This window comes from Candidatus Bathyarchaeia archaeon (assembly GCA_035935655.1).
GTDB lineage: Archaea > Thermoproteota > Bathyarchaeia > 40CM-2-53-6 > 40CM-2-53-6 > 40CM-2-53-6.
Genome location: DASYWW010000040.1, coordinates 109,763 through 123,351 on the forward strand (window position 1 = coordinate 109,763; position 13,589 = coordinate 123,351).

At 51.0% G+C, this 13,589-nt stretch carries 15 protein-coding genes; 2 read left to right on the forward strand and 13 right to left on the reverse strand.

Annotation, left to right across the window (positions count from 1 at the left end; all coding sequences use genetic code 11):
* Positions 1-119 precede the first annotated feature (119 nt).
* The 10 genes from VGS11_08230 to VGS11_08275 form a co-directional block, all read right to left on the reverse strand.
* A complete protein-coding gene (locus VGS11_08230) occupies positions 120-866 on the reverse strand; it encodes a methyltransferase domain-containing protein (protein ID HEV2120072.1) in 747 nt (248 codons plus the stop codon).
* Between the two features lie 26 nt (positions 867-892).
* Positions 893-1,426 carry a biotin/lipoyl-containing protein gene (locus VGS11_08235; GenBank protein HEV2120073.1) on the reverse strand — a complete coding sequence of 178 codons (534 nt, stop codon included), beginning with the start codon at positions 1,424-1,426 and terminating at the stop codon, positions 893-895.
* On the reverse strand, positions 1,410-2,924 hold the full coding sequence (locus VGS11_08240) for an acetyl-CoA carboxylase biotin carboxylase subunit (protein ID HEV2120074.1): 1,515 nt from the start codon (positions 2,922-2,924) through the stop codon (positions 1,410-1,412). Before VGS11_08240 ends, VGS11_08235 begins: the two co-directional genes overlap by 17 nt.
* A 15-nt stretch (positions 2,925-2,939) precedes the next feature.
* Positions 2,940-4,481, reverse strand: coding sequence for an acyl-CoA carboxylase subunit beta (locus VGS11_08245; GenBank protein HEV2120075.1), 1,542 nt, complete (start codon positions 4,479-4,481; stop codon positions 2,940-2,942).
* Between the two features lie 59 nt (positions 4,482-4,540).
* On the reverse strand, positions 4,541-5,251 hold the full coding sequence (locus VGS11_08250) for a biotin--[acetyl-CoA-carboxylase] ligase (GenBank protein HEV2120076.1): 711 nt from the start codon (positions 5,249-5,251) through the stop codon (positions 4,541-4,543).
* Positions 5,252-5,287: 36 nt separating this feature from the next.
* On the reverse strand, positions 5,288-5,971 hold the full coding sequence (locus VGS11_08255; GenBank protein HEV2120077.1) for a hypothetical protein: 684 nt from the start codon (positions 5,969-5,971) through the stop codon (positions 5,288-5,290).
* An 814-nt stretch (positions 5,972-6,785) separates the two neighbouring features.
* On the reverse strand, positions 6,786-7,193 hold the full coding sequence (locus VGS11_08260; GenBank protein HEV2120078.1) for a CdvA-like protein: 408 nt from the start codon (positions 7,191-7,193) through the stop codon (positions 6,786-6,788).
* A 98-nt stretch (positions 7,194-7,291) separates the two neighbouring features.
* Entirely contained in the window at positions 7,292-7,546 is a 255-nt protein-coding gene (locus tag VGS11_08265) for a transcriptional regulator (GenBank protein HEV2120079.1), read from the reverse strand.
* A gap of 70 nt (positions 7,547-7,616) precedes the next feature.
* On the reverse strand, positions 7,617-9,482 hold the full coding sequence (locus tag VGS11_08270) for a threonine--tRNA ligase (GenBank protein ID HEV2120080.1): 1,866 nt from the start codon (positions 9,480-9,482) through the stop codon (positions 7,617-7,619).
* Positions 9,464-9,670, reverse strand: coding sequence for a hypothetical protein (locus VGS11_08275; protein HEV2120081.1), 207 nt, complete (start codon positions 9,668-9,670; stop codon positions 9,464-9,466). The genes VGS11_08270 and VGS11_08275 overlap by 19 nt, the downstream gene beginning before the upstream one ends.
* Positions 9,671-9,773: 103 nt before the next feature.
* On the opposite strand from VGS11_08275, the gene VGS11_08280 reads away from it, so the two are divergent.
* Positions 9,774-10,385, forward strand: a complete 612-nt coding sequence (locus tag VGS11_08280; protein HEV2120082.1) for a CDP-alcohol phosphatidyltransferase family protein — start codon at positions 9,774-9,776, stop codon at positions 10,383-10,385.
* Here VGS11_08280 and VGS11_08285 read toward each other — a convergent pair.
* Positions 10,382-10,654, reverse strand: coding sequence for a 30S ribosomal protein S26e (locus tag VGS11_08285; GenBank protein HEV2120083.1), 273 nt, complete (start codon positions 10,652-10,654; stop codon positions 10,382-10,384). The genes VGS11_08280 and VGS11_08285 overlap by 4 nt on opposite strands.
* An 87-nt stretch (positions 10,655-10,741) precedes the next feature.
* Here VGS11_08285 and VGS11_08290 point away from each other — a divergent pair, with 87 nt between their 5' ends.
* On the forward strand, positions 10,742-11,644 hold the full coding sequence (locus VGS11_08290; GenBank protein HEV2120084.1) for a PfkB family carbohydrate kinase: 903 nt from the start codon (positions 10,742-10,744) through the stop codon (positions 11,642-11,644).
* On the opposite strand, the gene proS is transcribed toward VGS11_08290, so the two are convergent.
* Positions 11,641-13,083 carry a proline--tRNA ligase gene (gene proS, locus VGS11_08295; GenBank protein HEV2120085.1) on the reverse strand — a complete coding sequence of 481 codons (1,443 nt, stop codon included), beginning with the start codon at positions 13,081-13,083 and terminating at the stop codon, positions 11,641-11,643. The genes VGS11_08290 and proS overlap by 4 nt on opposite strands.
* Positions 13,084-13,286: 203 nt before the next feature.
* The gene (locus tag VGS11_08300; protein ID HEV2120086.1) at positions 13,287-13,577 is read right to left on the reverse strand and encodes an Lrp/AsnC ligand binding domain-containing protein; all 291 of its coding nucleotides are present in this window, start codon (positions 13,575-13,577) and stop codon (positions 13,287-13,289) included.
* Positions 13,578-13,589 lie beyond the last annotated feature (12 nt).

The following is a 13,589-nucleotide window of genomic DNA, read 5'->3' on the forward strand; positions in this document are numbered from 1 at the left end:
GAGGAGGGACGTTCTCAGGGTCGGCTTGAATTCCCGTGGGGGCAAAATGACGCGGGAGAGTGAAAGAGAATCAACCGAGTTTTTGTAGTTGGAAGATTACGTCTTCTCAACTGAAGACGTTACAGAACCCGAAAGAGGTAGATTGCCCAGCCGAGGGCGTCCCTTCCCCATTTGAGATAGGATTCTCTCTCCTTCGAATCGCGTGCCAGCAGTTCTTCGCGATCTCGGTCCTCGGGATGAGCAAGCGCGTATTCGGCTGCAGTGGACCAATGAAGCCCTTCTGTCCGGTCCCAATCTTCCTGGCTGCTGACGATTGTGTAGACAAGCCTCAGTCCCTCCGACTCTCCGGTTGAAACATTTCCGTGATGTGTGTCGAAAGCGTCAGCCAACAATCCTTCAGACCGAAGGTATTCTTGTGGAGGATTTGTACGCCAGAACGGTTCGCCGACCATTACGAATCCGGATGGCCTCGTCATTCCGCCAAGAGCTCTGACAGTGTTTCTGTAGCCATCGTAAATCCATGTGGCCCCTATGCACATGGCTAGGTCTGAGGATTCTCGACTCTCAGGCTTGTACTGGGCCCCGTCCATTTCCAGGAACCTCAGGTCCGCCTGCGGAACGCGCTGACGTTTCCGCTTCTCAGCTTCTCGTACACAATATGGAGATTTGTCGATTCCTATGCCTTTGATGTGGTACTTCTCGGCTAGCCTGATCAGCATCTCTCCCTTCCCGCATCCGATGTCTATGACCCTAGCATTCGGCTTCAGTTCCAGCAGATCATACAAACGCTCGAGTTTATTCTCATCTACAGGGTTCATCACGGAGTGGCGCTTGTGTATGATATCGTAGTACTTCCAGCGGTCCATGACAGGAATAACCTCTTGATTCTACGCTATTCTAAGAAGCATAGCTTGTCTCCCGCCTTCACCAACGCGCCCGATTGAACGTAGACCTCTTTCACGATTCCAGTCTTTGGCGCCGCGATCTCGTTTTCCATCTTCATCGCCTCCAGAGTAGCTAGCGGCTGGCCCTTGTTTACCGATGTGTTGGGAGACACTTTCAAGGAGACGATTCTCCCACTCATAGGCGCAGTTATCACAACAGGCCCAAGAACTGTTTCAGTCTCTCCCGCATTTCGAACTGATTGCTCTCTTCCGACTATGCTGACCTTGATCAGTCTTCCGTTTAGTCGAATAAGATAGCTGCTTCCATCGCGCTCTTCTTCCTTTCTAGCGATCAGGACCTTTCCATTGATACTCGCAACGAGATCTGGTTGGTCAATTGTCGGCTCACGGAGCATGCGAACGCTCAGCTCTTGATCGTTGATTTTGATCTCTTGAGTTGAACCCCGCTCTTCGAGCTGTGCAACGAGCCAGGTTTTTCCGCTGACCGTGAGTTCGTTGATCTGCTTAGAGTCCTTCGACAAACAAGGGTTGCCTCAGTGTTGGTTCTTTCTGGAACGTGTTTCGCCATCTTGTCTGACTGTTCTGCAATGGTGATTTGCTTGTTCCAAAGAGTGGGTAGTTTGCAGTCAAATACAGCATAGCAATTTCCTCCATTGACAGCCGTGGCTTGAAGTTCCACGCGGAGAACTTGTTGTCGAGGAGTTGAGTATGGTAGTCACCGCGGACAAAGGCTTTGTCTTGAAGTATGGTTTGATGGAGAGGAATCGTAGTTTCGACCCCGGTTATGATAGTCTCGCTCAAGGCGCCTTTGAGTCTTTGAATCGCCTCTTCTCTGGTTCGGCCATGTGAAGCAATTTTCGCGATGAGTGAATCATAGTATTCCGGGATGACAGCTCCGTCGATCATGGCTGTGTCGACCCTGATACCAGGGCCTCCTGGTGGGACAAACTCTTCTATGCGACCGGGCGAGGGAGCAAAGTTTCTCGACGGATCTTCTGCATTGATTCTGCAGTTCATCGCCGCACCGTTGAACTCGACCTCTTTTTGCGAGAGCCTGAGACTCTCTCCGTCTGCGATTCGGATTTGCTGCTCTACAATGTCTACTCCGGTAACCATTTCTGTGATGAGGTGTTCTACCTGGATTCGTTTGTTTATCTCGAGATAATAGAACTCGCCACGCGATGATCGGACAAACTCTACCGTTCCCGCATTTTCATACTTCGTTGCTTTAGCGATTTTCAAGGCCAGCGAAACTAGCTTTTTCCTTGATGCAGAATCGAGCCGGGGCGCGGGAGTCTCTTCAAGGATTTTCTGGTGTCGTCTCTGAAGCGAGCATTCTCGCTCACCTAGGTGGACGAGTTGTCCTCTCGGCCCGGCAATTATTTGGACTTCAATATGTCGAGGGTTGACCAGATGCTTTTCCAGATACAGTTCTGAACGGCCGAAGGCTCCCTTCGCCTCGGAAGCAGCAAGATCGAAGGATCCTCGCAATTCACTCGCTGCCTTGACAATGCGCATGCCTCTCCCGCCGCCTCCAAAGGAGGCTTTGACCAACACGGGGAAGCCCAATCGGCGGGCTTCATCTTCAGCCTCGTCAGCCGTCTCTAGCTGACGTTTCGACCCGGGAATCGTAGGCACGCCAGCCCGATCTGCGGCCTCCCTTGACTCGAACTTGTTCGCAGCCGAAGCCAGAATCTTACTTCTAGGTCCAATGAAAACGAGCCCTGCTTCCTCGCATTCCCGTGCAAACTGGGGATTTTCAGCCAGGAATCCATACCCGGGATGCACTGCTCCCGCTTTGGAGGCCTTCGCAACCTTGACTATCTTGGGAATATTGAGGTAGCTTTCAGAGGGCCGTCCAGGCCCGATGTTGTAAGCCTCGTCGGCAAGAATTACGTGCTGAGATTCGAGATCACTATCTGAGTAGACTGCAACAGTCTTGATTCCGAGTTTCCTACAAGTGCGTATGATTCTGACGGCGATTTCTCCACGGTTCGCGATGAGGATCTTTCTGAACATCGGTCCGGGTCCAGGCTAGAGTGGAATGTTACCGTGCTTTCGTGGAGGGCGCGCTTCCCTCTTTGTCTTCACCGATTCGAGATATTTGATCAATACTTCCCGAGTCTCCGAGGGCTCGATGACATCGTCAACGTATCCCCTTCCAGCAGCAATGTACGGGTTGCTGAATCTTTCACGATATTCCTTGACAAGCTTCCGTTTCTCTGCGACGACGTCTTTCGCTTTGGCGATTTCGTTGCGGAAGATTATGTTGATCGCTGCATCAGGACCCATTACAGCTATCTCGGCAGATGGCCAAGCAAGATTCACATCAGCTCTGATGTGCTTGCTTCCAAGCACGTCATATGCACCACCATACGCCTTTCTTATGATGACGGTAAGTTTTGGAACAGACGCTTCGCAGTAGGCATAGAGGAGCTTGGATCCGTGGCGAATTATCCCGTCGTGCTCCTGGTCTATCCCAGGCAAGAACCCAGGCACATCAACGAGAGTTAGTATCGGGATGTTGAAAGCATCACTGAACCTGACAAAACGTGCAGCCTTGACGGAGGAATCAATGTCAAGAGTCCCTGCGTTAACTTTAGGCTGGTTCGCAACGACTCCAATCGAGTATCCGTTGAGTCGGGCGAGTCCGATGACGATGTTCTGAGCCCAGAGAGGTTGTATCTCGAACAGTTCACTGCCGTCAACTATCCGGGTTATGACATCCCGGATATCGTACGCCCTATCCGGATTGTCAGGCAGAACATCGTTGAGCTCACTCTTGTCCCCGACAGGGGGTCTAGGCTTGGCTCTAGGGGGGTCTTCGGTGTTGTTGGATGGGATGAAGCTCAATAATTTCCGGATTTGCTGTAATCCTTCCTGTTCGTTCTGTGCGAAAAAGTGCGCGACTCCACTCTTCGTGTTGTGAAGTCTCGCCCCTCCAAGCTCTTCGAAGCTAACGTCCTCGTTTAGAACAGCCTTGATCACATCGGGTCCGGTTATGAACATGTAACTCGTCTTGTCGACCATGATCGTGAAATCGGTCATGGCAGGAGAATACACGGCGCCTCCCGCGCAGGGGCCCATTACAGCTGAAATCTGGGGTATGACTCCGGACGCCAGAACGTTTCGGAAGAAAATCTCAGCATAACCACCCAGACTGACGACCCCCTCTTGGATTCTGGCCCCGCCCGAGTCGTTAATCCCGATAACCGGGACCCCGGTCTTGAGCGCTAGATCCATGATCTTCGTGACCTTCCTCGCGAACATTTCTCCCAGAGAGCCACCGAAGACGGTGAAGTCGTGAGAAAAAACGTATACAGTTCTAGCATCAATCTTTGCGTGACCCGTAACAACTCCATCGCCGAGAATCTTCTTCTCAGCCATGCCGAAGTCAGAGGTCTGATGGACTACGAACCGGTCCATCTCCACAAAACTGCCGGGATCGACCAGAGCGACAATTCTCTCTCTGGCGGTCATTTTTCCCTTAGAATGCTGATCCTCGACCTTGTCCCTGCCGCCGCCTTCTTCAGATTTTTCCCGGAGGTCGTTGAGCTCTTTCGACATTTCCTTCATCGTCATGGTCGATTGGAACCCGCTGGAGAGGCCTCTCGTATTAAAGCACGGAAGCAGGTTCAAGCGTGTAGTCGCAAAGTTCCATCAGCAACTCTCACGTTCCCCGTCAACGTTCGGATAATGATGCTCCCGTCCGGGTTGACTCCAACCGATTTTCCACGGACGATGCCACTGCCGGTATCGATTGTCACCGGGTTCAGTCGATGGGCACAGTGCTGCCACCAATCTGCTATAACCGCTTTTTCGTCCCGGAGACTCTCGTGCCGCCCTTCCAAAACAGTCAGAATCGAGCTAAGCATCCTTTCCAAATTGAATCGCTTCCCGGTAGCCAGGAAAATCGAGGTTGCTCCAGTAGGGAGCTCTTTGGAAGTTAAGTTCACGTTAAGGCCGACGCCAACGATTGCGTATTCTAGGTCTGGACCATTGATCTTCGTCTCGATGAGTATACCCGCCAGTTTTTTCCATCGGACCACAAGGTCGTTTGGCCACTTTACATCTGATTGGACCCCGCACGCCTCCTCGATTCCTTTTCGAAGCCCATTGGCGAACAAGAACTGGAGAAGTGGGATCCGATTAACAGGCATCCTTGGTCTGATGATAATCGAGAACCATAAGCCGCCTTTAGGCGATTTCCAGGTTCGTCCAGATCGGCCTCTGCCTTGTGTCTGAAGCCCTGAGATTACTATGGTCCATTCCGGGGCCCCTTCTTCGGCGAGGGTCCTGGCCTTATTGTTAGTTGAGGAGACTCGTTTGTATCTGATTATCTTCAGGCCGCAACCCCGTAGGGTCTGGCCTTTGACCCGGTTTTAGGTGTAATTCGTGCAGAGTGGTCTTAGGGCTTGCGGGAAGGGTAGCCATCTGGTGTATATGTTATCGGCAAAATTAAGCGTTCTCATCTCGACCGATAATGCTCCCTCGTTGTCTTGATCACGGAACTCCAAGACGATGTCGGCGAATCGCTTGACCATTTCGACCATCGACTTTTCATGAATATCCTCTTTTATCACGAGGATCGCAGTCCTCTTCCTAAGACGCATCCTCGAGGCGAACTGGCAGAAGAACGAGTAGAAGCTCTCAGGAGAACCGATGCTCTTGATGATATTGTCGAGAAAATCCCCCAGAATTACTTGCGCTCCCTCTCCCTGGGCAGCTTTTTCGATGAACAAATTAATCTCTAACAAGTTATCAGGAGAGATAATCTCTACATCAGTCGAGGGATGGGCCATGGAAGTTCCGTCAACGAAGGTGATCCATCCTACCTTTCCAGTCCAGTCGGTGGAGAGCTCTTCCGGTGCAGTTGGTCCCAAAACGAGAGTGGGACAAGGGCCCTCAGGTCCGATTGCCTCTTTGAGGATCAGACTCATTGTTTCCTTGACGCTAACATTACCACGGACGCACACTACTACCAGCCGATACTGGTCGAGCGTTCCACGGTTGAGGAGTGGTTTTCCCTGGTCGAATCGCGTGAAGCTGAGTTTCCTTGCCGCCATTTTTTTTCTGACCTTCCTTGGGAAGCTACCTTTTTCTCGGAATCCAAGTAACTAGAGCTACCTTTTTCGACCTTTTCGATAGTCTATGTGTCCTTATTACCGGATTCCGTAGATTTGGTAGTTTCATAGTCTCCCCTTCGGCAAAGGCTATGCATATAAGACTTTACCATCTCTCGGTAATCCAGTAGGGAACTTTCCTACGAGAAAAAGTATGAAGCTAGACCCGCTCAGGAAACGGGCGGGTCACCCCTCATTTTCGAGGACGCGTGAAGATTAAAGTCCCCGGCTCTACCTAAAGGAAGAGTACTCCTTTCCGCCAACCTTTCTTTTTCTGTAAATATTTTTCCTGTTAACTAAACCATGACCCCCGGGGGGGGTCTGTTTTTCTCGCGCCCGCGCCCTTCGTGAAACCCTGAAAATCCCACGTTCACCGATCTATGCCTAGCCCATCTCCCTTCGTGGCCCCAACTATTCCTGGAAATCGCCCATTATCAGCCCTGATCTCGCCTCTGAAAGCCGGTCGCCAGATTTCCAGGCAAACCCTTCTTGGCGGGCGCCATAAGCCGACTTGGGATAAGCCTAGTCCACGGCCAGAATCCCCCGTCTCGCCTATTGTCTCCAGGAGAAAGCGAAAAACCATTCCAGCGAAGGGGATACAAGCAGAACACCCGGCGAGGCGAGAGTGGTCGAAGGAGAGTTCTAACTCGACCCGACTACACGAAACGGTGCTTAGCATGGCGTGGCGACCCTTTTGGGTACCACAAAATCCACAGAATCAAAGGAGGGAGAATCGTGTTGGTGAGTCGTAGGGAAGCTAGTCGGTCGGCGAGGGTCGTGGAGACATCCCGCCCTGGCCAGCACTGCTGCCTCCGGTGCCGGGCCGCATCTCGAGCTGGCTCATGACCATGAGCAGGCTGCGAATCTCGTCGATGCTTCGAAGGTTGGTCTGAAGCTGGTTACGGTACTCCTCCCTTGTCGACTTGTACTCTTGCTCGGGAATGTCCCCGGACATGAAACGGCTCTCCAGGCCCAGCAGGTTCTGAGGAGCATTAGTAACTTGATCCCTGAGATCTCGTACTCTCCTTGTTAGAGTTTCACCTAGTTGGGCCATCTTGTCAGCCATAGCACGGTTGGCCCTGGAGTACTCCTCCTTCAACATCGCTAATCGCTGGCGGAAACCGTTGATCTCAGTAACTACCTTTTCTATCGCTACCTCACTCATCTGTTTGCACCGAAGAATAGGCTGAGAGACGGTGCAGCCGCAATTACAGCTGTTGTAACCTGAAACTGTGAGAAACAGTAACCCAGAATCGAAGAGAGCTAAGGCTTGTCTTCGGTCTTCGAACCGGTCCCCGTAGTGCTGGGCTCAGCCTCCAAAGGCGCCGGAGGCGGGGTCGTCAACATCGTCCAGCCAATCCATCCCGTAATCCCCAATATTCCCAGGACTCCGAGGACGACAGGTATCTCGATAGCATAGGTCCGCCACGGATCACCTGTCAACGAGATCAGATATACGATGAAGACTATTGCGGACACTGCAAATATCAGACCGCCATACGATTGGTCTTTGTTCAAATTCAGCTATCCCTTATCGCGAGGGGCTATCAAGGGCTGCATATAAATTACTTATTCTGCACAAATTATCTCACATTCTCTTGTAGCCAGGCCGCTGAGAGAGCAGCGTTGGATAAGTGAGCATCTTTGTCGGGAATCCGTCAACCTCAGCATTTACTCTTTTCACGAACGCGGCTAACGAAATCTTGCTTTCCCTCGAATCAGCTCTCGACCGGATCGACAGCTCCTTCGTCTCAATCTCTTTTTCTCCATAGATGATCGTGAATGGAACCCAGCTTAGCTCTGAATCTCGTACTTTGCTCTGCATCGTATCGTCTCTGTCATCTAGATCGGCTCGAATCCCCGCCTTCTCCAGTGACTCGAGCAGTTCCATTCCTTGTTTGACAAACTGTTTCGCGATAGGGATGATTCGAACTTGTACCGGTGAAATCCATACTGGAAGCATCGGCTTCTTACCCTGTCTCTCTAAACGGACCGCCGAATCTAGAAGAGTGAAGAGGTATCTTTCCAATCCGCCTATAACAGCGGTATGGATGATGACCGGGAATTGCTTCTCGCCCTTTTCATCGGTGTATGCTATTCCGAACCGTTTCGCGTTGCCAATGTCTATCTGGAAAGTTCCGATTTCTCTAGGCCTGTCCAGATCATCGATGATGTTATACTCCACATTGAGTACCCAGTAATACAGGCCCTCTGGAACGAAGTTGAGCAAGATAGGTTTCTTCTCAACCTTCACAAGTTCCATGAAAGAGTCTTTGTTCGCTTCAAAGAACGATCGTGTGGTATTGTAGAGGGAGACGTATTCTCTGTTCAGCTTCCTGATCTCTTCGTAGATCGTGCGATGGATCTTGTCTCCGATACGTATCGCTTCTGCAACGCTCTTGAGATAGATGTGGAGATCAGGCATGAGGAATTTTCTAAGCCTGAAAGAGAGAAGCAGCTCGCCGCTCTGCTCCATCCGGTAACTATCCGCGACCTCGAAGGTCCCAAAGGGCAGCGTCTTGTAACTTAGAGTCCAGTCTTTGACCATCGAGAATTGCTGGAAACATGCTGCGTATCTGAGAACAAATGTTCTCTCGTCCCCCTTTACCTCGTAGGCTCTGGACCCGAACAGTTGGAGGTGTTCTTTTATCGGTTTGACTGCGACATCGAACATGTTGGTTCCCTTCACGTTCAGTATCGGGATACCAATCCGTCGGATTACTTGTCCAGCGTAGTCTGCCAGTAGATCCATTATCAGGTTGGCTTCGGGTCCAAACCTCATCTGTCCAACGTCTGCGAAGGATTCCCACTCGATTCCGAATCGGCGCGCATAGTCGAGGAAATGCGGTTCACCCCCTGTCAGTCCCTTCTTGAGAGCTTCTTTTTCCACAAGAGACTTGAACTCGGCGTCGTGCGGCCCGAATGCGAAATCTTCAGGTGAGTGGAGGTTTCCCTTCTGATCCATAATGATGTATTCAGTCTTGACCGAAGGAGCTGCTTGTCGTGATTTTGTGTCTACCGTTATCGTTCTTGACAGCTCAGATAGGGGATGTCCCTTAGCGGTTATCGTGAAACTCTTGTACCATCCGAACGGGCTCCTAGTAACCTCGTAGCCCTTCTTGGCAAGTTTTTCTTCCAAAGCCTTGAGGATTGAAATCGCTGGCTCGCGGGAGGCCAAGTTCGTGGACAAATGGGCGTAGGGGTAGACCATCACTTTCTTTGTCTTCAGCCATCCAAGAACCTCCTCGATTGAGGCGGCTGAGTTCGATACGATCTGTTCAGGTTCCTGTTCGTCATTCTTCTCGACCGTTGAGAATACAACGAGCCCGTTTTCTAGGGCTCCCCTCTTGTGCGATTCATCAAGAGGCTCGGGTTCCTTGACCGCCTTGTCCCTGGTCTCGTATTCGAATCGATCCGCATGAATCAGAAGTAGTCTCATCGTTTCATGCGCCACTGTTCTATCTGTTTGTCTTTCTTGAGTTTCTTCTTGAGTTCCTTGTAGTGGTTCTTGCAGAGATAGCCTCGGCCTGAAGCAGAGGCCTTCAAACCGGCCCGTGACACTTCTTCAAGTGAGATGGAACGTACAGCGTCTTCCTTGCATCCGACAATTGAGCATTTGACGCCCTTGGCAACCTTACCCATACGCGGAGACCTTGTGTCAACGCCTCGTTGCGCCATAATAGAAGCTTTTGTGAAGGGAAAGACAATACTCTAATGCCGGTCTCAAGGGGGATGTCCAAGTCACATGCTTTCGAAAATACAGTATCTCGTAGAAGGGCATTTTCAATTGGCGGCGGGAGCATTCAAGAAGGTTGGATTCAATCCGAACTCGATAACCCTAATCGGTTTCGTCTTGACCATAATCGCTTCACTGTTCTACTCAACAGGATTGGGAACTGTCTGGCTGGTTTCGGGAACCGTCCTAGCGCTTTTGATTGGCACGTATTTCGATGCGATCGATGGGGCCATGGCCCGCCGGTATCATCAGATTTCCAAAATGGGAGGAATACTGGACAGCGTTCTAGATCGCGTAGGCGAGACAGCGCTCTTCGTGGGCCTCTTCGTCGGAGGGCTAGTCCCAGGATGGCTGTCCCTTTGGGCCCTATCATCTTCTTTGATGGTCAGCTACGTGAGGGCTCGGGTCGATGTGGAAGGTGTAAAGTTGAAAGGCGTCGGATTAGCCGAGCGCCCAGAGCGGCTTTTGATTCTTCTGATCGCAACAATCCTTGCCATATTCAATTCGTTGTCAATAGTGTTCGGTGTCACGCTTGTCGCGTTGCTTTCTACGATAACCGTCGTCGAGCGACTTTACCGAACTGGCGTTGTGCTCTCAGGTTCGAGGAGAGATTCCGCTTAGAGACGTCGGTCTTCTGCGGATCTGACCTTGGAGACCCCGAAATGTACGGCGCAGGAAACACAGAGATTCTTCATGACTCTCTGTCTTGCAATGTAGGCTCCTCGAGCTCTCAATTCCTTTGCGAGAGACGGCTCGACCAGGGACACCCAACTAGTCACCCTCTTTACCTTGTCACGTGGCGTAAGCATTCCACAATTCGCGCATTGGACAAGCTCGCTTCTTCCCTTGCCTCCCTTGCTTCGTCCCCTGGACCGTCTTTTCTTAGGCACTATCTAACAATCCTACCCCTTCAGGGAGTGCCATCAGTACATAATCTCTTCCCGGAGACCGAATCTGGTCAGCGGAGGAGCTAGCCTTTGAAGATCGGTCTTTATGGCAACCTTACCCTCGACGAACTTGACCAAGACGGCAAGAGTCTAGTCCGTCCTGGAGGATCCGCCTTCTACTCGTCGCTTGCCGCTAGTCACCTCGGTGCGAGAGTGTCAATTGTCTCCAACGTAGGTCGCGATTTTCCGAGAAACGCTCTCTCTTTTATCAACAAGCGTGGAATAGACGTTTCTGGTGTCAAGAAGCTCGACGGCCATACCACTCGCTTCAGGATATCTTACCGCGGAGAATCGCGCAAGTTAGAGCTTGTTCATTCTGGCGAAAAACTCACGCCAAAGCGTACTCTTGGTTCTTTCCAGGCAATTCACCTGGGCCCGGTCTTTCTAGAAGTTGGACTGGAGACACTGAGTTATGCTCGGCAACACTCCAAATTCCTTTCAGTCGATGTTCAGGGTCTCTTGCGGGCTGAAGGACCAAGAGGGGTTGTTCGTCTGCAGAGAAGAAGGATCGAACCGTTCTTGTCAAAGTGTAATCTTGTGAAAGCGACAGAGGACGAGGCTCGAGTTATTGCCCCGGATGCGACCATAGTTTCCGTTGCAAGGCGAATTTTGCACAAGGGACCTCAGTACGTGATAATTACCAGAGGTCAATCGGGGTCTCTTTTGGTTGAAAAAGGTGGCGATGCGCGCCAGATACCTTCGGTTCCCGAAGCAAGGATCGTGGATCGGACTGGGGCAGGAGACATTTTCGTAGGCAGTTGGCTCGCGACTTTCTTGTCTCTGGGGGATGCTTCTTGGGCTGGGGCTGTGGGTAGTGCCTTTGCCTCTCTTTCAATTCGCGCCATAGGGATTGCGAAGTTCCGATTCACTAGGGAAGAACTGTTCCGGCGGGCCGCCCGAGCTTACGATAACTTGAGAATAGTCAAGGGCTAGTAGGAGCGCGCGAAGTAAACTTCGGTCGAATTGTCTGCGCCGCAGTATACGCACTTGCCTTTTTTCGACATTTTCATGGGCACGACTCGTACAGTAGCTCCGGTCTCGATTTTGATCTTCTCTTCACAAGAGTCGTCAGAGAGAAAGGCCTTGATGAATCCTCCCTTTTCTTCCAAGACTCTCTTGAAAGACTGCATATCAGATGCTGTGGCGGTTAGGCCTTCGAGAGACTTCTTTGCTCGTTCGAATAGGTGATCCTGAATCTCGCTGAGTATCTTGTTGATTCGGTCTCTTGCGTCGGATCTGTTGATCGCAATTTTTTCCCTACTATCCCGTCTGACTACGGTAACCTGTTTCGATTGGACGTCCTTAGGTCCTATCTCGACGCGGAGAGGAACTCCTTTCATTTCCCATTCGTGATACTTCCAGCCAGGGGTATACTGAACTCGATCGTCGATGAGGGTTCTTATCCCAATCTGTTCTAGCTGAGACGAGAGGTGTCTTACCGCGTCGGAGATATCTTTCTGGTCTGTCTCTTTGTAGAAGATCGGAATGATTACGACTTGTATGGGGGCGATCTTGGGCGGAAGGATTAGTCCACGGTCATCGCCATGACTAAGGATGGCGGCTCCGATGAGTCGCCACGATATTCCCCAAGATGTTGTCCAGCCGTAGTGTTCCTTCTCATCCTTCCCAAGGTACTTGATTTCGAAAGGTATTGAGAACTTTTGTCCAAGGTGATGCGATGTTCCCATCTGTACTGCCTTGCCATCAGGCATCATAGCCTCCATTGTCGTCGTGTAAACGGCGCCCTTGAACTTCTCTCTCTCCGTCTTCCTTCCTACAATAATCGGGATTGCTAACTCCTCCTCGACCAACTTCGTATAGATGCCTAAGATTGTCATCACTTCCTCCTCGGCCTCTTGTTCCGTTTCGTGTACAGTGTGTCCCTCCTGCCAGAGAAATTCTGTTGTTCGGAGGAAGGGTCGCGTAGAGGTTATCTCTGCTCTGACTACCGAGTTCCACACGTTGATGAGAATGGGTAGGTCTCGCCAACTCTTAACCCACTTGCGGTACGACTCATAGATGATTGTCTCAGAAGTCGGCCTGACGGCGAGCTTCTCCGCCAACTCTGTGTCTCCCGAGTGCGTGACCCAGAAGACGTCAGGTGTAAAACCTGCGAAATGTTCAGTTTCCGTTTTCAGCAGCCGCTCGGGAATGAGCAGCGGGAAGTACGCGTTCTTGTGACCTATCGCCTTTATCTTCTTGTCAAAATCCTCTTTGATCCTTTCCCAAATAGAGTAGCCGTAAGGCATCAGTACCATGAAGCCCTTAGCGCTAGAATAGTCCGCGAGTTGGGCCTTGGTGACTACTTGGGTATACCATTCTGAAAGATCTTGGTCTTTCTTTACAGTAATCCCTATCTCCTTACCGCTCATGGGAAAAATCTCCCGGTTGAACGTTCACGAGAATTGTTACAGCACGACAGGTGATTCTGGAAGTAAATCGCCCATTTTTCCAACCCTCGAAAAGCAACCGCGTGAAAGCTTCCCAACAGTATTTAGTCTTTCTTTTCCTCACGGAGCTAGCCATAGCATAATTCAAAGGCCAGCAAGTCCCTAGATTAGCGGCTCTCTAATCGCTACTCAGCGACTGGTCTTCGATCGCGTTTATGCGTATAGAGAACTATTGACGAGACAGTACTCTTTACGCCCGGTATCCTGAGGATCTTATTCTTGAGAACCCCACGAAAGGCGAGTATGCTTTCTGTTGTGAGTAGGCAGACAATATCGTACTCGCCGGTGACTTCGTAAACGTCTGTAACCTCGGAGAGTTTCACGAGGCTCTCAGTGACCATTTCTAGTTCCTTTGATTCTACGAATAAGTTTAGGATGACTCGGACTTCGTTCGGCACGGAGCTATCCTCGGCCAACGTGTGATGGTT

Coding starts and splice junctions, on each gene's coding strand:
- VGS11_08230 (HEV2120072.1), bottom strand. CDS start 866: ATGGACCGCTGGAAGTACTACGATATCATACACAAGCGCCACTCCGTG.
- VGS11_08240 (HEV2120074.1), bottom strand. CDS start 2,924: ATGTTCAGAAAGATCCTCATCGCGAACCGTGGAGAAATCGCCGTCAGA.
- VGS11_08245 (HEV2120075.1), bottom strand. CDS start 4,481: ATGAAGGAAATGTCGAAAGAGCTCAACGACCTCCGGGAAAAATCTGAA.
- VGS11_08255 (HEV2120077.1), bottom strand. CDS start 5,971: ATGGCGGCAAGGAAACTCAGCTTCACGCGATTCGACCAGGGAAAACCA.
- VGS11_08260 (HEV2120078.1), bottom strand. CDS start 7,193: ATGAGTGAGGTAGCGATAGAAAAGGTAGTTACTGAGATCAACGGTTTC.
- VGS11_08275 (HEV2120081.1), bottom strand. CDS start 9,670: ATGGGTAAGGTTGCCAAGGGCGTCAAATGCTCAATTGTCGGATGCAAG.
- VGS11_08280 (HEV2120082.1), top strand. CDS start 9,774: ATGCTTTCGAAAATACAGTATCTCGTAGAAGGGCATTTTCAATTGGCG.
- proS (HEV2120085.1), bottom strand. CDS start 13,083: ATGAGCGGTAAGGAGATAGGGATTACTGTAAAGAAAGACCAAGATCTT.